The following is a 21821-nucleotide window of genomic DNA, read 5'->3' as shown; positions in this document are numbered from 1 at the left end:
ATTTTTAGAAGGAGCGGCGCTGCTGTTGCGGTTGGAAGTCCAGTTTTCACCGCAGTGACGGCCATGCTTCGAGTCTAATTTTAACAAATAGCCTGCTGAAGATTTGCCGTGCCCCATTAAGCTGCAATCGCTGCGCTAAATGCACTTTGTACAACTAAATTATCTAATATTCCATCCATAATCTGTTTAACTGTATAACGTACACTTAAATTTCCCTCCGCACCCGATGTTCCCGTAATCAAACAAATTTAGTTGTACAGACTACAATTAGAAGAGGAAAACCATCATTTTTACTACTTTTAATTGCACAAAATACACTTATTACTGAATGGCCGGGAGAACGAGGGGCGGAGTAGATATGCCTATCGCTGAATGGCTGGGAAAGCGAGGGGCGCGTGAGGGCATTGGGAGCGTACGCGCAAGCACAATCTCCTCGGGCGAAGCAGACGAGCCCCAATCTTTGGTAAATTGTATTTAGGCGGTCCCTTCCTTTACAATAGACAGGACGGAACTTCTGCCTGGGCGGCTGCCAGGGGACAAGAACGGGAAGAACCAGTACTGAGTAAGGAGACAGAATATGCTTCAGAAGATTAAGAAGATTGACGGCGTTATCCTGGTGATTCTTGTGCTGCTGATGGTGGTCAGCATTTTCTCCATATATAGTGTGACCCACGGGCGTGAGAGGCTGGACGGGTCGCATATTAAGATGATCAAATTCTATATCGTGGGCTTTGTTGCCTTTATCGGGCTGACGTTCGTGGATTACCGCCTGCTTGTAAAATATGCGTTATATGTCTACATCACGGGGATTGGCATTCTGGTAATGGTCAGCTTCATCGGTACAGAGCAGAACGGCGCACAAGGGTGGATCAAGTTCGGCGAAAGCTTCAGTCTTCAGCCGGCGGAGCTGTTCAAGCTGATTCTGATTCTGTTCCTGGCAGCTGTGCTTGTACGCAAGAATAAAAATAAGCTGCTGTTCTGGCGTGATGTGGTTCCGCTGGGATTATTCAGTCTCATGCCGTTTGTCATCGTAATCAGCCAGAATGACCTGGGGAATGCGCTCTCGTACATCGTTATTCTGATCGGTCTCCTGTGGATCGGCAATATTAAATTCACCCATGCGCTGATCGGGCTGCTGGTTATAGGCGGCTCTGCGGCTGCCGGAATTATGAGCTATATTCATTATCACGATGAAATTAAGGATTTCCTGGTAGATATCAAACGCTCGCACTGGATCGAGCGCTTCGACCCGTGGCTGGTGCCGGATAAGGCAACGGCCAAGGCGATCTACCATACGAAGAACGCCAAAATGGCCATCGCCTCCGGCGGCATGAGCGGTGAAGGCTATATGACAGGCAGCTCGGTGCAGACTGACCGTGTGCCATACACCTATTCGGACTCCATTTTTGTACAGATTGCGGAGGAATACGGCTTTGTCGGGTCGGCGCTGGTGCTGCTGCTGTACTTTATCCTCATTCACCGGATGATACTAATTGCACTGGAGTGCAAGGATAGGGGCGGACCATTCCTGATCGTCGGGGTGGTGGCGATGCTGCTGTACCAGATCTTTGAGAATATCGGGGCCTTCCTGGGCCTGATGCCGCTGACCGGGATTACGCTGCCGTTCATCAGCTTCGGGGGAACCTCACTGCTGATCAATATGGCGAGCATAGGGCTTGTAATGAGCGTGCGTCTGCATGGGCAAGAGGTGGAGGAGGATCTGCCGAGTCCTGCACTGTATTCTTCCGCCGCCCCCGCCAAAAGAAGCTAACTTATTAAGAATAGTAAAGCCCGCGCCTTTAGGGGGGCTGGATGCTGCTTCATCCATACCGAAATTCTTCGTTAACGAAGGGTTCCGGTATTTTTTTTGCGGTTTAGGAAATTATGATTTTCTCCTTAAAAGCGGCCGGTGAGAGAGGCATTAGCATCGTTCACCCGCAGGGTGATTTTGTTGTGCCTAGAGGGTGGGGGATGTGGGTCAGCTATGCAGAAATAGAAAAATTGAATAAATGCTCCCAATTGCATTACAATGGAAATTAGTGGATTGCAGCCTGGGATGGCTACAGCGGGCGGATTCCTAATCCGGAGAGGTTGAGGGGTTATCCTTATGTTGCAGAGAATCAAAAGAATAGACGGCAGCATTGTGCTGATTTTGATTGTGCTGATGGGGATCTGTATCTTCTCCATTTATAGCGTGACTCATGGAAGAGACGGCCTGGATGGTATGCATATCACCATGCTGAAATATTATGCGCTGGGGTTTATCGCGTTTATCCTGATCACCCTGTTCGATTACCGCCTGCTGGTGCGGTATGGACTCTATATTTACATCGCCGGGATCGGGATTCTGCTGTCGGTCAGCTTTTTCGGCAAGGTGAAGAACGGTGCCCAGGGCTGGATTGGTATTGGAGATTTAAGTATTCAGCCGGCGGAGCTGTTCAAGCTGATTCTGATTATTTTTCTGACCACCGTGCTTGTCCGCAAAAATAAAACCCGGCTCCAGTTCTGGCGCGATGTCGTGCCGCTGGGTCTGATTGCATTCATGCCCTGCGCGCTGGTCATCGTCCAGAATGATCTGGGCAATGCGCTCAGTTATATCGTAATCCTGCTTGGCCTGCTATGGATCGGGCGTATCAAATTCTCGCATGCGCTGATCGGGCTGATCATCGCGGGCGGGGCGATTCTGGGCTTCATCTTGTGTTATATCAACTATCACGAGCAGACGGTTGATTTTATTGAGAAAACGCTGGGCCGTGATCACTTCGTCAGCCGGTTTGACCCTTGGCTGGTGCCTGAGCTGGCCAGCAGCACTGCTAGCTATCAGACGAAAAATGCCCAGACGGCGATTGGCTCCGGAGGCTTGAAGGGAGAAGGCTATTTGCAGGGCAGCTCCGTACAGAGCAACCGTGTGCCGTATCTGTATTCGGAATCGATTTTTGTGCAGATTGGGGAAGAATTCGGCTTCCTGGGTGCAGCGGCGCTGCTGATGCTCTTTTTTATCCTGATCCACAGATTAATCCTGATTGCCTTGGAATGCAGGGACCGCGGCGGGCCGCTGCTGATAGTCGGGATCGTGGCAATGCTGCTGTATCAGATTCTGGAGAATATCGGAGCGATGACCGGACTGATGCCGCTGACCGGCATTACTCTGCCGTTCATCAGCTACGGCGGAACCTCGCTGCTGATTAATATGGCCTGTATGGGGATTGCGATGAGTGTAAGGCTCTACGGGCAGGATGTGGAGGACGATCTCCCGCTGCCGCAGCCGGACACGAAGGGCAAATCCCTTTTGTCCAAAAACTAGGTGCTTCCGTCCCTACTTCATGAATAATAGATTACTAGGTTTGCAGTCTCTCATTCCTGGACATACTGGGAACATAAGAGGTTCAGAGGGAGAGGGGCTGCGGAAGATGGAGGATGTTAAGCTGGAGCGAGGGGATTCCCTGCGGATTACCTTTAAGTATACTGCCATTTTAATTTGTTTTTTTATGATTCTGATGATGGCCTGGGAAGGGCAAAAAAGCGATGCCGCCGTAGCGGAGGTATCGATCCCGCAGGAGTCAATCCGTCTGCGTATTCTGGCGAATTCGGACGGCACCGGGGATCAGCTGGTCAAGCGCCAGATTCGTGACCGGATCGTGAAGCAGATCAACCAGTGGGTGGCCGGGCTGGAAGATCCGCAGAGCCTGGAGCAGGCCCGTGCCCTGATCCGTAATCATCTGCCGGAGCTGAATGAGCTGGTGGGCAGAGAGCTGGCGCAGCGCGGGATTGAATACGGCTATCAGGTGGAGCTGGGCACGGTTCCTTTTCCGACCAAAATGTATGGCGGCCGGGTCTATCCTGCCGGAGAATACGAGGCCGTCCGGGTCACACTTGGAGCAGGCAAAGGGCAGAACTGGTGGTGTGTGCTGTTTCCGCCGCTCTGCTTCATCGATGCGGGAACAGGGGATGCTGCGGCTGCAGAACCGGCTGCTGCGAAGGCGGGGGCCAAGGATGCGGCTAAGGTCTCAGCCAAGGCTTCGGGAGACGGTGCGAAGGTGAAGGCTGCGGCTGGAACAGCGCAAGGGGCAGTATCCGGTCTCTCGGATTCTGCTAACAAGGAAGGAAACGCGGGTGATGCTGCAGAGACACCGAAGGTGAAGTTCTTCGTGTGGGAGCTGCTGAAGAATATCTGGAGCTGGATCTGCGGGTTGTTCGCCTGAATGTACTGAGAAGCATAGTGTAGACGCAGATTGGATTCTACAGTTTTTGCGCCGGATATGGTACGATGATTGCAGCACTTGAGCAGAAGCGGCTCCACCTGAGGGGGCCGTTTTTGGCCGTATAGTAAACTATAGATTCCTCCTGTTGTGGACAAGCTTCCTAAAACCGAATGCAATAAGCTGGCACAGGGTCTTATGGACCAAATGTATGTGAAAAACAGCATACATTGTGCTGATATAGGAGGTGCATGCCCGAATGTATATGAAAAACAGCATATACTATGCTGGCGTGAAGGAGTATGGCCCAAATGTATGCCAAAAACAGCATACATTGGCTACCATGCAGGCGTATGGACCAAATGTATGTGAAAAACAGCATACATTGTACTGGCGTGAAGGTAATCCTATTCATCCGTCAGGATGACTTTGTGCAAAGATAAGAATTTATATGCTTCGCGCTATAATAAAGGACGGCAAAGCCGTTTCCACTTGCGTAATAATTCAATCAGAAAGCTAGTGATGATAGATGACAGAGGATAAGCATTCACCGTTTGCGGCCCAGCGCCGCAGCGGTCATATAGAATCTACCCTGTACTGGAGCCTCGTTTCCGGCAAGGAGGGAAGGGATGGCGGATCGGGTAGCTCTGCCGGTTGGCAGCCGGGCGGGAGTGATCTGGACATGATCTCGGAAGCGGCAGCGCTGCTGCGGAGCGGGGAGACGGTGGCCTTTCCGACGGAGACGGTGTACGGACTGGGCGCAGATGCGCGGAATACTGCAGCGGTAGAAGCGGTATTCGCAGCCAAAGGCCGTCCTTCGGATAACCCGCTGATCGTGCATATTGCCCGGCGGGAGGATCTCGGTCGCCTGGTGACGGAGGTGCATCCGGTGGCCGAGGCGCTGATCGATGCGTTCTGGCCCGGCCCGCTGACGCTGGTGCTGCCGGTGCGTCCCGGCGTTCTCTCGCCGCTGGTGACGGCGGGCCTGGACACGGTTGGCGTGCGCATGCCGGATCATCCGGTGGCGCTTGCGCTGCTGCGGGCGGCGGATTGTCCGGTTGCCGCGCCCAGCGCCAACCGCTCCGGGCGGCCGAGTCCGACGCTGGCCGCCCATGTGCTGGAAGACCTCGCCGGATATATCGGCGGGGTGCTGGACGGCGGCGCGGCCGGGGTCGGCCTGGAGTCGACCGTGGTGCAGGTGCAGCCGGACGGGACGGTAGCCGTGCTCCGTCCCGGGGGCATCACCGCCGAGCAGCTCGCAGCGGTGACCGGCACTGAAGCGGCCGCAGCGGAGCCGGCCGCCGGGGCGGACACGCCTGCCGGTGCATCCGGCGGCGGGTCCGTGCCTGTGCCGCCGGCAGCCGTGCCCGGCGGCGAAGCCGGCGCTGCTGCGCAGGCGGCCGCCGGCAGCAGCCCGGCGCCGCGCGCGCCGGGCATGAAGTACACGCACTATGCCCCGCGCGGCGCGCTTGGCATCGTACGCGGCTCCTCCGCGCAGCGCGTGGCGGAGACCGCCGCAGGGCTGCTGCAGGCGGCGCAGCGGGCGGGCGAGATCACGGGCCTGCTCCTCTTCGAGGAGCATAGGGCCCTGTATCCCGCCGACCCGGCCGCCTGCACGGTGTCTCTCGGCTCGCTGTCCTCGCCGGAGGAGGCCGCCCGCTTCCTGTATGCCGCCTTGCGGCGCTTCGATGAAGCGGGGGCCACGTACATTCTGGCCGAGGCCTGCCCGGTCACGGGCCTCGGCGCAGCCATCATGAACCGGCTGATGAAAGCCGCCGGTGATTCGGTGATCGACGCAGAATAACGCCGAATTATTATCCCCCGTTCATTCCGGATGGCCTTGCGGACCGTAATGCCGTTATTTTCTCATATTAGCCCATTTTCCAGGCCTAAAGGACTGTAATGCGCTTATTTCCTCTCCGCCAGCTCATTTTGGGGTGGAAGTCAGCAGATAAGCGCATGGGAGTCCGTTAGCCCGCGCAAAAGTGGTTATTCTCAAAAATAACGGCTTCTCAGTCCGTGACAAGCCAGAATCTCCAGTTCCTGCCATACACCCCGCAGTCATGAATACCATCTTGTCCGCATATCGTTGTTGTACAAGAACTTACGGACTCAGGGTGGAGGGCTATTCATGGGCTGGGACGGAATGGTTGGGGGCTGGGGCGGAATACATGGGGGCTGGGGCCAGATAGTAACAGTGGCCATTATGGCAGTTGCGCTGGGGATGGATGCGTTCTCGCTTGGCGTGGGCATCGGGATGAGGGGCATCCGTCTGCTGCATGTGCTGCAGCTTAGCCTGCTGATTGCTTTTTTTCATGTGCTGATGCCGCTGCTGGGCTTGTTCACGGGCAGCTATGTCGGCCATTTGCTGGGACAGGTTACCACCTATGCTGCCGGAGGCCTGCTTGTTCTGCTGGGCGGACATATGGTGTTCAATTCCTTCCGCCAGGAAGACGGCGGCAGCAGCCGGCAGATGGATCACCGGACAGTGTGGGGCATGCTGCTGATCTCGCTCAGTGTAAGTGTGGATTCTTTCTCGGTCGGGGTTTCGCTGGGGATGTTTGTGAATAGTATTATTCTAACCGTGCTGGCCTTCGGTGCCTGCGGCGGTGTCATGTCCATTACAGGGCTGCTGCTGGGCAGGCGGGTGAGCCGCGGCCTCGGAGAGTACGGGGAAGCGCTGGGCGGAGCCATTCTCCTGGCGTTTGGCTTGATGTTCATCTTTTGATACAATAACGGCAATACCCATAATTTTTAAGCTTGCTTCATACCGAAATTATAATGTTTACCGGAGGTGGAAAGGTTGCTGCATATTTTATTTGTCTGCACAGGTAATACCTGCCGTAGTCCCATGGCCGAAGGGCTTCTGCGGAAGCTTGCGAAGGAGCGGGGCATTCATGTGGAGGTGCGGTCTGCCGGAGTTTCTGCTGTCCCGGGTACTTCCATATCCAGACATGCTGCCGGCATTCTCCAGGATGAAGGGATTCAGGACCGCATCGTATCCTCTCAGCTGGACGGGGAGGCAGTGGCTTGGGCCGATCTGATCCTCACCCTGACAGGAGCGCATAAGCGGCGCTTGCTGCAATATTTTCCTGAAGCGGTACCCAAGACCCATACCCTTAAGGAGTATGTCCAGACGCAGGAATCCGTGAACGCCGATATCCGGGAGCTGGACAGCTTGTATGCAGATGCAGAGCTGAATCTGGCCCTGGGCACCGAGCCGGATGCTGCGGCTATGCAGCGGATGATTGAGATCCGCCAGCGTATCCCCAGCTTCGATATCAGTGATCCGTTCGGCGGCTCGCGTGAAGATTACGAGCTGGCGGCTGCCGAGATCCGTACGGCGCTGTATGGTCTGCTCGATAAGCTTGAATCGCTGAGACGGCTTTGAAGTGGTTGATTTTTTGCCGCCAATCCCTTAAGATGTAATAAATATGATCCGGTTCCGGTGTAACTGGCGACGAGTGTGGATGAAACCACGATGGAGCACCTGGAATAAACGGCCGGTCGCCTGGGCAAAAGAGCACATCCGCAGTTCAACCTGCGGACTGCTCTTTTTTGTTTAAAAGTTGCATCTCCATTGAAATCAGAAACGGTTGAAGGGGGCGGTAAGATGGAGGAAGTCCTGAAGCAAAAGTCAGGGGAGGATCGCTTATCCGGTATGGCGGCTGCAGAGCAGCAGCTAACGGGCGGCGGGGAGCTTTCTTTGGCCGCAGCCACTGCTGCGGTAACGCGTGAACTTGCAGTAGCGGGCAAGCTCGGTCCGGGGAAGATCCTGGTCGTCGGAGCCAGCACCAGCGAAGTGGCGGGCAAGCGGATTGGGACAGGCGGTGCGCTGGAGGTTGCGCGGCAGCTGCTGGAGGGGATTACGCAGATTGCGGATGAATTTGGTTTTCACCCGGTCTATCAATGCTGCGAGCATTTGAACCGTTCGCTCGTGATGGAACGCGCTCTGCTGGAAGCCCTTGGTCTCAGAGAGGTGTCGGCTGTACCCATTCCGGGGGCCGGAGGCTCTATGGCTGCAGCGGCCTACCAGTCCATGACAGATCCGGTACTGGCAGAGACGATTGAAGCTCATGCCGGTATAGATATCGGGGAGACCCTGATTGGCATGCATCTGCGCCGGATTGCCGTACCTTACCGGCCTAGCCTGCGGGTTATCGGGGCTGCCCGGGTAAATGCCGCATGGAGCAGACCGCCGCTGATCGGCGGGGAACGGGCCGTGTACCGCACGCCTGAGACTAGCGGTTCCGTGAATTGTGACTGAAGTGAGAGGGTTTAACTAACACCACATAAATCAGAGTTACAGGGAGGAAATTAGAAACATGGAACAATTGCGTAAAAGTGACCCGGCAGTACTGGAAGCGATGGGCCTCGAACTGAGCCGTCAGCGTGCGAACATTGAACTTATTGCCTCAGAGAATATTGTAAGTGAAGCCGTCATGGAGGCTATGGGCTCCGTGCTTACGAACAAATACGCCGAAGGTTATCCCGGCAAGCGTTACTACGGCGGCTGTGAAGATGTGGATATCGTAGAGAACCTGGCCCGTGACCGTGCCAAGGAGCTGTTCGGTGCCGAGCATGCCAACGTGCAGCCTCATTCCGGCGCACAGGCTAATATGGCTGTATATCTGGCTGCGCTCAAGCCCGGCGATACCGTTCTCGGTATGAATCTGGCGCATGGCGGCCATTTGACCCACGGCAGCCCGGTGAATGCTTCCGGAATTCTGTATAACTTCGTGGCCTATGGCGTACAGGAGGATTCCTTCCTGATCGATTATGATGAAGTGCGCAAAGCCGCCTTCAAGCACCGTCCCAAAATGATCGTTGCCGGTGCGAGCGCGTATCCGCGTACGATTGATTTTGCTGCACTCGGTTCGATTGCAAATGATGTGGGCGCTCTGTTCATGGTCGATATGGCTCATATTGCCGGTCTGGTAGCTGCCGGTCTTCACCCGAATCCGGTTCCTCATGCCCACTTCGTCACTACAACTACGCACAAAACCCTGCGCGGTCCGCGCGGCGGGATGATTCTGTGCAGACAGCCATGGGCTGCCGCGATTGATAAAGCGGTCTTCCCTGGTTCCCAGGGCGGACCTTTGATGCATGTGATTGCGTCCAAAGCCGTATCGTTCGGCGAAGCGCTGCAGCCTTCATTCAAGACTTATGCCGAGAACGTAATTAAGAATGCCAAGGTGCTGGCGGAGACCCTTGTCGGCGAAGGGATTAATATTGTATCCGGCGGAACCGATAACCATCTGATCCTGCTCGATACCCGCAACCTGAACATTACCGGCAAGGATGCTGAGAAGGTGCTCGACTCCATCGGAATTACAGTCAACAAGAACGCAATTCCGTTTGACCCGACCAGCCCGTTCGTCACCAGCGGTATCCGCATCGGTACACCGGCAGTTACGTCACGCGGAATGGATGAGCAGGCTATGGTTACGATCGGCCGGATTATTGCTACTGTCCTGAAGAACCCGCAGGATGAAGCTAACTTGACCCAGGCAGCCCGTGAGGTAGCTAAGCTGACTGAACAATATCCGATTTACCCTGGATTGCAGTATTAATCTGAGTCTCTCTAACATCGCCTTTGCGTATCTGGTTCCGCCGGATTTACGCAAGGGCTTTTTTTGCTGTTACATAATGTTCACAAATGGCTGCCAAGAAAACGTGTGAATTATACTGAAAGTTACATGAAAGTTCATGGAATTTTCAATAAAAGTAGTGAAAGAACTGTGAATAGTATTAAAAGCGCTTAATCGTACAAACTAAACTTTGTTTTATATCCAGAGAGGTGGCTATATTGCCTTAAGCTTCCATGGGCTGGGAATTTACAGTAAGCGGGGGGACCTGCGGATTTGTCTATCTGTAGGTGAAAAGCGGCCTTGGTGATGATATAATAGATAGGATTTAGCCACCTGAGAAGCACAGCGCTTACTTTGGCTATAAATAAGACTTACAATTACCGGAGGGACAACATGGGAAAATTGGTGATTTGCGATCATCCATTGATTCAGCACAAATTGACATTCATTCGCGATGTGCGGACCAACACAAAAGACTTCAGGGAGCATGTCGATGAAGTAGCAACACTTATGGCTTATGAGATTACACGTGATATCCCGCTGGAGACCATTACGGTGCAGACGCCAGTGCAGGAAACGCAGAGTAAGGTGATTTCGGGAAGAATGCTCGGACTGATTCCGATTCTGCGCGCCGGTCTTGGCATGCTGGAAGGTGTTCTTAAGCTGCTTCCTGCGGCGAAGGTAGGTCATGTAGGCCTGTTCCGTGATCCGGACACCCTGCAGCCGGTGGAGTACTACATTAAGCTTCCTACGGATGTCCAGGAACGTGAGCTGATCGTAATCGATCCTATGTTGGCTACAGGCGGCTCTGCCATTGCGGCGATTACCTCGCTCAAGAACCGCGGCTGCACCCAGATCAAGATGATGAACCTGATTGCTGCCCCGGAAGGTGTTGCGGCTGTACAAGCTGCTCATCCGGATGTGGATATCTATGTTGCGGCGCTTGACGATCATTTGAATGATCACGGATATATCGTTCCGGGACTCGGAGATGCCGGGGACAGACTGTACGGAACCAAGTAAGAAGCACAGATAATAATAGAACGAACACAATAGACTGCAGTTTTCAGAAGAGAGGGAAGGGCTTATGTCCAAAATTAAAGTAATGACGATTTTCGGAGTGCGCCCCGAGGCAATCAAGATGGCGCCTCTGGTTCTGGAGCTGAACAGACATCCTGAGCAGATTGAATCGATTGTTTGTGTAACTGCGCAGCACCGGGAGCTGCTGGATCAGGTGCTTGAGGTGTTCAAGATTACCCCGGATTATGATCTGGACGTAATGAAGGACCGCCAGACGCTCAATGAGATCACGATCCGGGTGCTCGAAGGCCTGGAGCCGGTGCTCCGCGAAGTGAAGCCGGACCTCGTGCTTGTACATGGCGATACCCTGACCACCTTCCTGGCCAGCTATGCGTCTTTCCTGCAGCAGATTCAGGTTGGGCATGTGGAAGCAGGTCTTCGGACATGGAACAAGCTTTCGCCTTATCCGGAAGAAATGAACCGTCAGCTGACAGGCGTGCTTGCTGATCTGCATTTTGCTCCGACTCATTGGTCAGCGGGCAACCTGAGACACGAGAACAAAAAAGAATCAAGTATTTATATCACAGGCAATACCGTAACTGATGTGTTTCAATATACCGTACAGCCGGACTACCGGCATCCGGTCCTTGATTTTGCTTCAGGAAAAAGACTTATTTTGATGACGGCGCACCGCAGAGAATCCCAAGGCGAACCGCACCGTCATATTTTCCGTGCAGTCAAAAGAATCGCTGATGAATTTGAAGATGTAGCCATTGTGTATCCCGTGCACCCGAGTCCGGCAGTCAAGGAACCGGCGCATGAGATCCTCGGCGGACACCCTAGAATCAAGCTGATTGATCCGCTGGATGTCGTTGACCTGCATAACTTTTATCCGCATACCCACCTGATATTGACCGATTCCGGCGGCCTGCAGGAGGAAGCTCCCTCCTTTGGAGTTCCTGTGCTTGTGCTGCGTGATACAACCGAGCGCCCGGAAGGGATCGAGGCCGGAACACTGGAGCTTGTGGGAACGGACGAGGAGAAGGTGTATCAACGGACACATGCTCTTTTAACTGATCAGAACCTGTATGAGTCGATGAGCCGGGCCGCCAACCCGTATGGAGACGGCAAAGCCTCCGAGAGGATTGTCAATGCGATTTTGCACCATTTCGGAGCTGTTCAAGAACGTCCGGAAGAATTTCACACAATGTTCACAAATGATAAAACAGGGCAAGACAACTAATATACTAACGTTAATAAAAGCAGCATACAGTTAAACTGTACGGTTTATATGGTTTTGGTGTATTTTGCTGTGATTATTTTCATATTTTCATGCGATTTTGGGCAATTTTCTGTGAATTGACAAAGAGTCTGGATATTCAGTAAAATTAGTTGGGATTGTAGCCTATGAAGGAACCAAAGAATGAGCCTGGACTGGGGCGTACGGCTCTAGTACTCGGGGGTGCGGGCAGCTTGCTCGCCGCTTACATTGTAATAGGCTTTTTTGTGGCAAAGTGGCTGCGCAATCTGATGGACGGACCTGCCTTTTGGCTGGCTATCGGAACAATTACCGGGTTGATTCTCGGAGTTGTGAATGTTGCTTTGCTAATCAAAAATTTTTTGGGGGAGCAAAATGGATAATATGACTCCCGTAATCAATATCGTCACCAGGGTGACAGTAATCATTATGGCAGGATTGGTAATGGGGTGGGCTCTCCATCATGAGACCCGTGCAGTTACTCTGGGAATGACACTCGGCTTGCTGGCAGGACTGGTTAATTTCCGTTATCTGGCCCTTAAGGTCAGAAGAGTGACAGCAGCGGTGGCGAAGCAAGGGAAAAGCTCCTTCAGCCTTGGTTTTGCTACAAGAATCAGTTTTGGAATTCTGGTGACCATGTTCTCAGTCAAATATGAGCATTTCTCGCTGGAGGCAACGATTATCGGCCTGTTCATCCCCCAGCTTCTGGCTATTCCCGTGGGGATATATCTAGGAATCAAGAATAAGCTGTAGCCATACTAACGAGAAAGGGGGATGATACTATGCACGAAATGCCTTTAATCTATGTTGGCGGAATACCGATTGACCTGTCTGCTGTGCTGATGCTGGTAATCAGCTCGGTGATTGTGTTCGTACTGGTCATGCTGTCCGTCCGCAACCTGTCGGTTGAGAATCCATCCAAGCTCCAGAATTTTATGGAATGGGTGGTCGAATTTGTACAGGGACTGATCAGCAGCGCCATGGATTTGAAGAAGGGAAAGCCTTACATATCACTGGGATTGACGCTGATACTGTTTATCTTCGTCTCCAATCTCCTTGGTCTGCCGTTTTCCTTCATTACAGAAGCTGATAAGCCGGTCTATATTTTTGGACATGTTATTGAAGCAACCAAGAACCTGGCCGATGGCGCGCATGCTGAGATTCTGTGGTACAAATCGCCGACTGCAGACATTAACGTAACCGCAGGACTTGCGATCGTTGTGTTTGTACTCATGAACTACCTGGGCATCAAGCTGAACGGCAAGCATTATTTCAAACATTATATTGAGCCGTTTCCAATTTTCTTGCCGCTGAACATCATTGAGAATCTGGCGAAGCCGGTGGCGCTTGCCATCCGTCTATTCGCTAACATCTTTGCCGGTGAAGTTCTGATTACCGTCATTCTGAAGCTGGGACTGTTCAGTATTCCGTTCCTGGCCATCTGGCAGGGCTTCAGTATCTTTGTCGGGGCGCTTCAGGCCTTTATCTTTACGATTCTGACGATGGTCTACATCGCACAGATGACGATCCACGAGGAAGAAGCGCATTAATAAGCTGCCGTGAGGATAGCGGCAGCTGCCGGAACACTCTTCGCGGGAGATTTTATATTATTAAGACATTACAAAAAGAACCGAAATTAAAGGAGGATATTTACAAATGGAATTTTTAGCAGCAGCAATCGCGGTTGGTTTGGGCGCACTCGGCGCAGGTCTGGGTAATGGTATGATCGTCAGCAAGACGGTGGAATCTATCGCCCGTCAGCCGGAAGCACGTAACGCACTGCAGACAACAATGTTTATCGGTGTAGGTATCGTGGAAGTTATTCCTTTGGCCGCTACAGTTATCGCGTTCCTGATCATGTTTACTTAATAAACCGTTTTTACGGTTTGGCGGGGAGGGCAAGTGCCATCCGCGCCTTACTTTTGTATATGTCCGCAAGCCGCGGTAACGGAAGGGAGTGACCTCAGTGGATATCATTTGGACCAATATAGTGTTTTCTATTGCTGCTTTTGTAATTCTATACTTCCTGCTCAGCAAATTTGCCTTCAGCAAGCTGTTCGGAATTATGGAGAAGCGCCGCGAAATGGTGCTGCAGCAAATGGATGAAGCAGCCAAGACCAGAGAGCAGGCGGTCGCTTATGTAGAAGAGCAGAAGCAGGCCCTGCAGCAGGCACGCCAAGAGGCACAGGCTATCATTCAGCAGTCCCAGGCTACCAGCAACAACCAGGTTGACAAGATTCTTGAGCAGGCCCATGTGGAAGCGAGCCGTCTGAAAGACGAAGCGGTCCGTGACATTGAGAACGAGAAGAACAAAGCGGTAGAAGCGCTGCGCAGCGAGCTGGGCACAGCCTCGGTCCGCATTGCCTCGAAGCTGCTTGAGAAGGAAGTTGCAGCTGACGGCGAGCAGGAACAGCTTGTTGATCAATACCTCAAAGAGGTAGGAGGCCGATCATGAGCCGCGACACGGTAGTTGCCGGGCGCTATGCCAAAGCCTTGTACAGTGTAGCGGTGGATGAAGGCATTACGCTTCAAGTGGAGGAACAGCTCAAATTAGTGGTCGAAGTGCTTCATAATGATGCAGAGGTGAAACGGTTTATCCTGGCACCCCGCATTTCGCAATCCGACAAGCTGAATGTGCTGCGCGCGACACTTCAAGGTAAAGTCTCGGAAGCGGTTATGAACACGGTAGAGCTATTGGTAGAGCGGGGCAGAACCGATATTTTCGAAGAGTTGCTTGCCAAGTATATCAAGATTGAAGGGGATGCTCTTGGCATTGGCTACGCTACTGTCTATTCCGCTTATTCCCTGAATCAAGCTGAACAGGATAGTGTTGCGGCTGAATTCAGCCAGCTTACTGGCCGTAAGATTCGTGTAACCAATGTGGTCGATACAAGCCTGCTCGGCGGACTGAAGGTCGTCATCGGCGATACGCTGTATGACGGAAGTCTGTCTGGTAAGCTTACGCGTCTTGAGAAATCCTTTAATGATAAGCAAAGAAGATAGGGGTGAGGATATTGGGCATCAGACCTGAAGAGATCAGCACTTTGATCAAAAGTCAAATTGAGCAATATAAAGCCGATATCGAAGTGGCCGAAATTGGCACCGTCATTCAAGTCGGCGACGGTATCGCCCGTGTCTACGGTCTGGAAAACGCAATGGCAGGGGAACTGCTGGAGTTCTCCAACGGGGTAGTGGGCATGGCGCTTAACCTGGAAGAAAGCAACGTCGGTGTTGTTATTCTGGGTGAATACAAAGAGATCCGCGAAGGCGATCAGGTTAAACGTACCGGCCAGATCATGCAGGTTCCGGTTGGCGAAGCCATGCTGGGCCGCGTGGTGAATGCACTGGGCCAGCCGCTTGACGGCAAGGGACCGATCGCTACTACAGAATTCCGTCCGGTTGAACATAACGCGCCGGGGGTTATCGACCGTAAGTCGGTACACGAACCGATGCAGACGGGTCTAAAAGCAATCGATGCCATGGTGCCAATCGGCCGCGGACAACGCGAGCTCATCATTGGTGACCGTCAGACAGGTAAGACAGCCATCGCAATTGATGCGATTATCAACCAGAAGGGCAACGGGATGAAGTGTATCTATGTTGCTATCGGACAAAAACAATCTACTGTTGCACAGGTAGTAGAAACCCTCCGCCGTCATGGCGCGCTGGATTACACTATCGTTGTAACCGCGTCGGCTTCCGAGCCTTCTCCGCTGCTCTATATTGCTCCGTACGCAGGCTGCGCTATGGGCGAATACTTCATGTACAAGGGCGAGCATGTGCTTGTAATCTATGATGACCTTTCGAAGCAGGCTTCGGCTTACCGCGAATTGTCCCTGCTGCTCCGCCGTCCACCGGGCCGTGAAGCCTTCCCTGGTGACGTATTCTACCTGCACTCCCGTCTGCTGGAACGTGCGGCCAAGCTTAGCGATGCGCTTGGTGGTGGTTCATTAACCGCGCTGCCATTCATCGAAACACAGGCTTCTGACGTATCGGCTTACATTCCAACGAACGTAATTTCGATCACAGACGGCCAAATCTTCCTTGAATCCGACTTGTTCAACTCCGGCCAGCGTCCGGCAATCAACGTAGGTATCTCCGTATCCCGTGTAGGGGGCTCCGCACAGATCAAAGCCATGAAGAAGGTCGCCGGTTCCCTGCGTCTGGATCTGGCTCAATACCGTGAGCTTCAAGCCTTCTCCCAGTTCGGCTCCGATCTGGACAAATCAACGCAGGCCCGTCTGAACCGCGGTGCGCGTATGATGGAGATTCTGAAGCAGGGCGTGAACCAGCCGCTTAGCGTTGAGCATCAAGTGCTTAGTCTGTACACCGCTGTCAAAGGACATCTGGATGATATTCCTGTCAAGGACGTTAAGCGTTTCGAGAAGGAATTCTTGGCCTTTATCGACAGCAGTGCAACTGAAATCCTGAAATCCATCGCGGATACCAAGGATCTGACAGCAGACAACGAAGCAGCGCTCAAGGATGCCATCGAGAAATTCAAAAGAGGCTTTGCTACAAGCTAATATATAGAGTCTACCGTTTATGCTTACGAGGTTAGCTTTGGTACGCCAGAGCTCAGCTTATGCTTACGAAGTTAGCTTTGACTACGTCAAAGCTCAGAGGTGGTGAAATCATGGCAAGAAGCATGCGCGATATTAAACGTCAAATTAAGAGCGTTCAGAACACCAGACAGATCACCAAAGCGATGGAGATGGTCGCTGCATCCAAGCTGCGCAAGGCGCAGGAGAAGGCGGAAGCAGCCCGTCCGTATTCAGAGAAGCTGAAAGAGGTCGTCTCGAGTATTGCTGCCGGTACGCAGGATCTCCAGCACCCGATGCTGGTCAGCCGGCCTGTCAAAAAAACAGGTTATCTGATCATCACCTCGGACAGAGGTCTTGCCGGCGGCTACAATGCGAATATTCTGCGTAAAGTAACGATGCTGATCGCAGAACGCCATAAGTCCAAGGATGAGTATGCGCTGTTTGTGATCGGGCGCAAAGGCCGTGACTTTTTGCGGCGCCGTGAATATCCCATTGTAGAAGAAATCACCGAGCTGTCCGATACCCCGAAATTTGCCGACATCAAGTCGATTGCCTATTCGGCGGTTAACCAGTTCGAGACAGGCGTCTATGATGAGATCTACATTTGCTACAACCGGTTCGTTAATGCGATCAGCCAGGTTCCGACTGTAGACAGACTTCTGCCTATGGAAGGCGTTGGGGAAGGCGGGCATCACGGAGCATCTGCTGCTTATGAATATGAGCCTTCACCTGCAGGCGTGCTGGAGGTTCTGCTTCCGAAATATGCCGAAACTTTAATCTATGGTGCTCTTCTGAACGGCAAGGCCAGCGAGCTGGGAGCCAAGATGACAGCGATGGGCAGTGCAACGAAGAACGCGTCAAAAATGATCGGAGAACTTAGACTTACGTACAACCGTGCCCGTCAGGCGGCCATTACGCAAGAAATTACCGAGATCGTGGCTGGTGCGAACGCGCAGTCTTAATATGAGTGGGCCTCAAGGTCCATATGTAACAGCTTTCGAGGAGGGAAATGAAGATGAACAAAGGACGCGTTGTGAGCATTATGGGTCCGGTTGTCGATATTGAATTTGAACGCGGCCAGTTGCCCCAGATATTCAACGCCATCAAAATTGTTGCGAGCCTCAGCGATGGCCGCAGCATGGATCTGACTCTTGAAGTTTCCAATCATCTTGGAGATAACCTGGTGCGTTGTATCGCCATGTCCTCTACAGATGGACTGGTGCGCGGGATTGACGCTATTGACCAGGGAGTGCCGATCTCGGTTCCTGTCGGTGAAGCAACACTGGGCCGCGTATTTAACGTACTTGGTAATCCAATCGATAACGGTGCTGAAGTGGTGGCGGCAAGAAACCCGATTCACCGTCTGGCTCCTACCTTTGATGAGTTGTCAACTCAGGCAGAGGTTCTGGAGACCGGGATTAAGGTTATCGACTTGCTGGCCCCTTATGCCAAGGGCGGTAAAATCGGCCTGTTCGGCGGTGCCGGCGTAGGTAAAACAGTAACCATTCAGGAATTGATCAACAACATCGCACAGGAGCACGGCGGGATCTCCGTATTCGCCGGCGTTGGCGAGCGGACACGTGAGGGGAATGACCTCTATCACGAAATGACCGATTCCGGCGTTATCAAGAAAACGGCGATGGTCTTCGGACAAATGAATGAGCCTCCGGGCGCGCGTCTGCGCGTAGCACTGACCGGTCTGACCATGGCGGAATATTTCCGTGATGTGGAAGGCCGCGATACGCTGCTCTTTATCGATAACATCTTCCGCTTCACCCAGGCGGGTTCCGAAGTATCGGCCCTGCTCGGCCGGATGCCTTCTGCGGTAGGTTACCAGCCTACACTGGCTACAGAAATGGGTCAGCTGCAGGAACGGATTACGTCCACGAAGAAAGGCTCTGTTACATCCATCCAGGCGATCTACGTGCCTGCGGATGACTATACTGACCCTGCACCGGCTACGGCGTTTGCCCACTTGGATGCAACGACCAACCTGGAGCGTAAAATCTCCGAAAAAGGGATTTTCCCTGCGGTTGACCCGCTGGCTTCCAGCTCGCGGATGCTGGCACCGGAAATCGTCGGCGAAGAGCACTATAACGTGGCACAAGGCGTTAAGCAGCTGCTGCAGCGTTATACCGAGCTTCAGGATATCATTGCCATCCTCGGTATGGATGAGCTGAGTGAAGAGGATAAGGTCATTGTAGCCCGCGCCCGTAAGGTTGAGCGCTTCCTGTCCCAGCCGTTCCACGTAGCAGAGCAGTTCACCGGCTTCAAGGGCAAATACGTGCCGATCAAAGAAACCGTACGCAGCTTCAAGGAAATCCTGGAAGGTAAGCACGATGATCTTCCGGAAGTAGCGTTCCTGTTCGTAGGCACGATTGAAGAAGCCGTGGAAAAAGCGAAAACGTTGTAACCCTAAGCATGCTATGCTGGGGGATCGGGCTTTATTCTGTAAAGCTTTGAGGAGGAATGGAAGTGAATACCTTTTTGCTCGAAATAGTTACTCCGGAGCATCTGGTCTACTCCAAGCAAGTGAACAGTCTGACGGTACGCGGCGTGAATGGTGAACTGGGGATTCTCCCGGGACATATTCCGCTCGTCACCCCGCTTCAGGTTGCTCCGCTTAGCGTTAAGGCGGACGGCGTTACAGTCTCCATCGCTGTGCATGGCGGCTTCGTTGAAGTGCACAAAGATAAGGTAACGGTGCTGGCTGAAAGTGCTGAGCTGCCCCGGGATATTGATGTGGAACGCGCTGAAGCGGCTAAGGAGCGGGCTGAGCGCCGCCTTAAGCTGCAAAGCAAGCAGGATGAGATCGATCACCGCCGTGCGGAGCTGGCATTGCAGCGTGCTGTAACGCGGATCAAAGTTTCGACCGGCAAAGGACAACAGTAGCAGATAAGCGGTCAAGCCCTGGGCTTGACTGCTTTTTTTGAAAGAATTTATATGTTTTTGGTCCCCCGCAAGGGTGATGTTGCTTGCACGAATCTAGCAGAGTATGAACATATCGTCATCAGATCTGCATATAAAGACCCAATTGTTTAAAATTTCGTAAAAGTACTGGATTCTTTTCCCCTGCACAAGTATGATATAAGAGTCGATTTCCGAGTACCTAACACAGGGGGCTAATATGAGCACACGTTTATCCGCTGAGTTGTCGGGTGCAATCGGCACCAGCAATATGATTTCGATGGTTGTTTCTTTGATTTGCGTTGCATTATCCTGGTGGTCACTTCAGAACCTTAAGCTGGATTTGGTCATAAGATATCCCAAGAGCCCTCAGGGCAGACTGCTGCACCTGCTCTTGGCGATTGTTCTAGGTCACTTCGTGGCCGGGTTCCTGCTTGATTATCTGGGCTGGAGCGGACTTATAGGACGGATGTTTTAACGGCAGCAGCTTTGGTTATATCTGTATAGGCTGATGCAGTGAAAAAAGTGTCGAATAATAAGGTTTTATTATGTCAACACTGAAGTTAAGCAAGGAATCTGCACCTAAGACGCAATGGCGGAATATTCAATATCTTAACAGACGAATTTTAACCTCAAAATTAATTTCAGAAATAATGGACGCGGAGGGAAACCGAAATGAGCAAATTTATCGTCCGCGGTGGCAACAGATTGACCGGGAGCGTGAAAGTCAGCGGCGCAAAAAATTCCGTACTACCGATCATAGCCGCCTCTCTATTGGCAGAAGAAGGAGTCAGCGTCATTGTGGACGCACCTCCGTTAGACGATGTAATGACGATTAACAAGGTATTGGAATCTCTGGGTGCAGGTATTACATACCAGAACGATGTGATTGAAGTAGATGCCACCAATATTACTTCCTGTGAAGCACCATATGAATGGGTACGCAAAATGAGGGCTTCTTTCCTGGTTATGGGCCCGCTCCTGTCCCGTATGGGGCATACTCGTATTTCTCTGCCTGGCGGTTGTGCCATTGGAACTAGGCCGATTGACCAGCATTTGAAGGGTTTTGAAGCGCTTGGGGCCGAGATTAGTCTGGGCCAGGGCTATATTGATGCGAAAAGTAACGGGAGACTGCGCGGCGCCAAGATTTACCTGGATGTGGCCAGCGTAGGAGCGACCGAAAATATAATGATGGCTGCCGCGCTTGCCGAAGGCACCACAGTGATTGAGAACGCCGCGAAAGAGCCGGAGATTGTTGACCTTGCCAATTACCTGAACGGGATGGGCGGCATAGTACGCGGAGCCGGTACCGGAGTGATCCGGATTGAAGGCGTTGAGCGTATGCACGGCGTAAGACATCATGTCATTCCTGACCGGATCGAAGCTGGAACCTACATGGCGGCAGCGGCGATTACGGGCGGTGATGTGTATGTTGAGGGAGCTATTGCCGACCATCTGGGTCCGGTGATTGCCAAGATGGAGGAAATGGGCGTTACGATTATCCCGGATGAGAACGGAGTCCGTGTCATCAGCGACAAGCCGCTGAAGGCTGTCGATCTCAAGACATTACCTTACCCGGGATTCCCGACAGATATGCAGTCACAGATGATGGCGCTGCTGCTCCGTTCGGAAGGAACCAGCGTAGTGACAGAGACTGTCTTCGAGAACCGGTTCATGCATGTGGATGAATTCCACAACATGAATGCGGAGATCAAGATTGAGGGCCGTTCTGCAATCGTGACCGGCAATGCCAGTCTGGTCGGCGCTAAGGTATGTGCTACGGACCTGCGTGCAGGAGCTGCGCTTATTTTGGCAGGACTTGTGGCGGAAGGCACTACAGAAGTTAGCGGAACGCATCACATTGACCGCGGGTATGTGCACCTGGCTGAGAAGCTGTCAGGACTTGGTGCGGACATATGGCGGATTTCCATGGAAGAGTCGGCTGTTCATGCTGCGAAGGAAGAAGCGCTTAAGCCTGAACCGGCCAGAAGCGAATCCTCCAAAGCCGAAGAGATCAGACCCCGTTTCCAGATTCAGCCGTCTTGGGTATAATAGTTATTCTTACAAGTATTAGGACCAGCCGCTAAGCGGCTGGTCCTTTTTTTGGGAATTCACCTTATATGTTCCAGGGGATTCCGCAACTCTCTTTCTCTCAAAATCCCGTTCTAGCAGGTGGCGCAAATTCATATCTATAAGAATCACCGGTGCTTACGGAAGGAGCCATAGAGATGAAAGAGTTAATCAACCTGCGCCGCATCCTGAAGCGTGCGCGCAGCGTAGCGCGCGCGCGGCGGCGCGGCGT

General features: G+C 52.7%; 23 protein-coding genes and 1 riboswitch. All 23 genes read left to right on the top strand.

From position 1 onward, the window contains the following. Positions 1–577: 577 nt before the first annotated feature. The 23 genes from MKX51_RS28915 to murA all read left to right on the top strand — a co-directional run bounded on the left by MKX51_RS28915 (position 578) and on the right by murA (position 21571). Positions 578–1771, top strand: coding sequence for an FtsW/RodA/SpoVE family cell cycle protein (locus MKX51_RS28915; protein ID WP_340946533.1), 1194 nt, complete (start codon positions 578–580; stop codon positions 1769–1771). 336 nt (positions 1772–2107) lie between these two features. Then, on the top strand, positions 2108–3304 hold the full coding sequence (locus MKX51_RS28910; protein WP_340946535.1) for an FtsW/RodA/SpoVE family cell cycle protein: 1197 nt from the start codon (positions 2108–2110) through the stop codon (positions 3302–3304). Between the two features lie 139 nt (positions 3305–3443). Continuing rightward, positions 3444–4202, top strand: a complete 759-nt coding sequence (spoIIR, locus tag MKX51_RS28905; RefSeq protein WP_445322087.1) for a stage II sporulation protein R — start codon at positions 3444–3446, stop codon at positions 4200–4202. 256 nt (positions 4203–4458) lie between these two features. Next, the gene (locus tag MKX51_RS28900) at positions 4459–4626 is read left to right on the top strand and encodes a hypothetical protein (protein WP_340994736.1); all 168 of its coding nucleotides are present in this window, start codon (positions 4459–4461) and stop codon (positions 4624–4626) included. Between the two features lie 102 nt (positions 4627–4728). Next, a complete protein-coding gene (locus tag MKX51_RS28895; RefSeq protein ID WP_445322039.1) occupies positions 4729–6003 on the top strand; it encodes an L-threonylcarbamoyladenylate synthase in 1275 nt (424 codons plus the stop codon). 327 nt (positions 6004–6330) lie between these two features. Beyond that, the gene (locus tag MKX51_RS28890; protein ID WP_340946540.1) at positions 6331–6927 is read left to right on the top strand and encodes a manganese efflux pump MntP; all 597 of its coding nucleotides are present in this window, start codon (positions 6331–6333) and stop codon (positions 6925–6927) included. Positions 6928–7002: 75 nt separating this feature from the next. After that, positions 7003–7590: a low molecular weight protein arginine phosphatase gene (locus MKX51_RS28885; RefSeq protein WP_340994733.1), complete on the top strand. Its 588-nt coding sequence runs from the start codon at positions 7003–7005 to the stop codon at positions 7588–7590. A gap of 49 nt (positions 7591–7639) precedes the next feature. Next, positions 7640–7723: riboswitch (ZMP/ZTP riboswitch) on the top strand. 137 nt (positions 7724–7860) lie between these two features. Next, complete coding sequence (locus tag MKX51_RS28880) at positions 7861–8466, top strand: TIGR01440 family protein (RefSeq protein ID WP_340946823.1); 606 nt, start codon at positions 7861–7863, stop codon at positions 8464–8466. 58 nt (positions 8467–8524) lie between these two features. Continuing rightward, a complete protein-coding gene (gene glyA, locus MKX51_RS28875) occupies positions 8525–9772 on the top strand; it encodes a serine hydroxymethyltransferase (protein WP_340994732.1) in 1248 nt (415 codons plus the stop codon). Between the two features lie 411 nt (positions 9773–10183). After that, complete coding sequence (upp, locus tag MKX51_RS28870; protein ID WP_036721735.1) at positions 10184–10813, top strand: uracil phosphoribosyltransferase; 630 nt, start codon at positions 10184–10186, stop codon at positions 10811–10813. Positions 10814–10877: 64 nt separating this feature from the next. Next, entirely contained in the window at positions 10878–12053 is a 1176-nt protein-coding gene (gene wecB, locus MKX51_RS28865; RefSeq protein WP_340994731.1) for a non-hydrolyzing UDP-N-acetylglucosamine 2-epimerase, read from the top strand. Between the two features lie 164 nt (positions 12054–12217). Continuing rightward, positions 12218–12451 carry an ATPase F0F1 gene (locus MKX51_RS28860; RefSeq protein WP_209868447.1) on the top strand — a complete coding sequence of 78 codons (234 nt, stop codon included), beginning with the start codon at positions 12218–12220 and terminating at the stop codon, positions 12449–12451. Further along, on the top strand, positions 12444–12821 hold the full coding sequence (locus MKX51_RS28855; protein ID WP_036699219.1) for an ATP synthase subunit I: 378 nt from the start codon (positions 12444–12446) through the stop codon (positions 12819–12821). The genes MKX51_RS28860 and MKX51_RS28855 overlap by 8 nt, the downstream gene beginning before the upstream one ends. 29 nt (positions 12822–12850) lie before the next feature. Beyond that, positions 12851–13618 carry a F0F1 ATP synthase subunit A gene (gene atpB, locus MKX51_RS28850; protein WP_340994730.1) on the top strand — a complete coding sequence of 256 codons (768 nt, stop codon included), beginning with the start codon at positions 12851–12853 and terminating at the stop codon, positions 13616–13618. Between the two features lie 106 nt (positions 13619–13724). Beyond that, positions 13725–13937 (top strand): F0F1 ATP synthase subunit C, encoded by a 213-nt coding sequence (gene atpE, locus MKX51_RS28845; RefSeq protein WP_036699216.1) that lies wholly within the window; start codon positions 13725–13727, stop codon positions 13935–13937. 97 nt (positions 13938–14034) lie between these two features. Then, entirely contained in the window at positions 14035–14523 is a 489-nt protein-coding gene (atpF, locus tag MKX51_RS28840; protein ID WP_036721727.1) for a F0F1 ATP synthase subunit B, read from the top strand. Continuing rightward, on the top strand, positions 14520–15071 hold the full coding sequence (locus MKX51_RS28835; RefSeq protein WP_340994729.1) for a F0F1 ATP synthase subunit delta: 552 nt from the start codon (positions 14520–14522) through the stop codon (positions 15069–15071). The genes atpF and MKX51_RS28835 overlap by 4 nt, the downstream gene beginning before the upstream one ends. 11 nt (positions 15072–15082) lie before the next feature. After that, positions 15083–16594, top strand: a complete 1512-nt coding sequence (gene atpA / locus MKX51_RS28830) for a F0F1 ATP synthase subunit alpha (RefSeq protein WP_036721723.1) — start codon at positions 15083–15085, stop codon at positions 16592–16594. 110 nt (positions 16595–16704) lie between these two features. After that, the gene (gene atpG / locus MKX51_RS28825) at positions 16705–17574 is read left to right on the top strand and encodes an ATP synthase F1 subunit gamma (RefSeq protein ID WP_076084536.1); all 870 of its coding nucleotides are present in this window, start codon (positions 16705–16707) and stop codon (positions 17572–17574) included. Positions 17575–17627: 53 nt separating this feature from the next. Next, positions 17628–19025 (top strand): F0F1 ATP synthase subunit beta, encoded by a 1398-nt coding sequence (atpD, locus tag MKX51_RS28820; protein ID WP_076084533.1) that lies wholly within the window; start codon positions 17628–17630, stop codon positions 19023–19025. Positions 19026–19087: 62 nt separating this feature from the next. After that, positions 19088–19504: a F0F1 ATP synthase subunit epsilon gene (locus MKX51_RS28815; RefSeq protein ID WP_036699230.1), complete on the top strand. Its 417-nt coding sequence runs from the start codon at positions 19088–19090 to the stop codon at positions 19502–19504. Positions 19505–19739: 235 nt separating this feature from the next. Next, positions 19740–19997 (top strand): DUF1146 family protein, encoded by a 258-nt coding sequence (locus MKX51_RS28810; RefSeq protein ID WP_340994728.1) that lies wholly within the window; start codon positions 19740–19742, stop codon positions 19995–19997. A gap of 197 nt (positions 19998–20194) precedes the next feature. After that, a complete protein-coding gene (murA, locus tag MKX51_RS28805) occupies positions 20195–21571 on the top strand; it encodes a UDP-N-acetylglucosamine 1-carboxyvinyltransferase (protein WP_340994726.1) in 1377 nt (458 codons plus the stop codon). The last annotated feature ends 250 nt before the right edge of the window (positions 21572–21821 follow it).

The organism is Paenibacillus sp. FSL M7-0420 (genome assembly GCF_038002345.1).
In the GTDB taxonomy this organism is placed as follows: domain Bacteria; phylum Bacillota; class Bacilli; order Paenibacillales; family Paenibacillaceae; genus Paenibacillus_AQ.
This window is presented reverse-complemented; position numbering and strand designations above follow the sequence as displayed.

Coding starts and splice junctions, on each gene's coding strand:
- MKX51_RS28915 (WP_340946533.1), top strand. CDS start 578: ATGCTTCAGAAGATTAAGAAGATTGACGGCGTTATCCTGGTGATTCTT.
- MKX51_RS28910 (WP_340946535.1), top strand. CDS start 2,108: ATGTTGCAGAGAATCAAAAGAATAGACGGCAGCATTGTGCTGATTTTG.
- MKX51_RS28900 (WP_340994736.1), top strand. CDS start 4,459: ATGTATATGAAAAACAGCATATACTATGCTGGCGTGAAGGAGTATGGC.
- MKX51_RS28895 (WP_445322039.1), top strand. CDS start 4,729: ATGACAGAGGATAAGCATTCACCGTTTGCGGCCCAGCGCCGCAGCGGT.
- MKX51_RS28890 (WP_340946540.1), top strand. CDS start 6,331: ATGGGCTGGGACGGAATGGTTGGGGGCTGGGGCGGAATACATGGGGGC.
- MKX51_RS28880 (WP_340946823.1), top strand. CDS start 7,861: ATGGCGGCTGCAGAGCAGCAGCTAACGGGCGGCGGGGAGCTTTCTTTG.
- glyA (WP_340994732.1), top strand. CDS start 8,525: ATGGAACAATTGCGTAAAAGTGACCCGGCAGTACTGGAAGCGATGGGC.
- upp (WP_036721735.1), top strand. CDS start 10,184: ATGGGAAAATTGGTGATTTGCGATCATCCATTGATTCAGCACAAATTG.
- wecB (WP_340994731.1), top strand. CDS start 10,878: ATGTCCAAAATTAAAGTAATGACGATTTTCGGAGTGCGCCCCGAGGCA.
- MKX51_RS28860 (WP_209868447.1), top strand. CDS start 12,218: ATGAAGGAACCAAAGAATGAGCCTGGACTGGGGCGTACGGCTCTAGTA.
- MKX51_RS28855 (WP_036699219.1), top strand. CDS start 12,444: ATGGATAATATGACTCCCGTAATCAATATCGTCACCAGGGTGACAGTA.
- atpB (WP_340994730.1), top strand. CDS start 12,851: ATGCACGAAATGCCTTTAATCTATGTTGGCGGAATACCGATTGACCTG.
- atpE (WP_036699216.1), top strand. CDS start 13,725: ATGGAATTTTTAGCAGCAGCAATCGCGGTTGGTTTGGGCGCACTCGGC.
- MKX51_RS28835 (WP_340994729.1), top strand. CDS start 14,520: ATGAGCCGCGACACGGTAGTTGCCGGGCGCTATGCCAAAGCCTTGTAC.
- atpG (WP_076084536.1), top strand. CDS start 16,705: ATGGCAAGAAGCATGCGCGATATTAAACGTCAAATTAAGAGCGTTCAG.
- atpD (WP_076084533.1), top strand. CDS start 17,628: ATGAACAAAGGACGCGTTGTGAGCATTATGGGTCCGGTTGTCGATATT.
- MKX51_RS28810 (WP_340994728.1), top strand. CDS start 19,740: ATGAGCACACGTTTATCCGCTGAGTTGTCGGGTGCAATCGGCACCAGC.
- murA (WP_340994726.1), top strand. CDS start 20,195: ATGAGCAAATTTATCGTCCGCGGTGGCAACAGATTGACCGGGAGCGTG.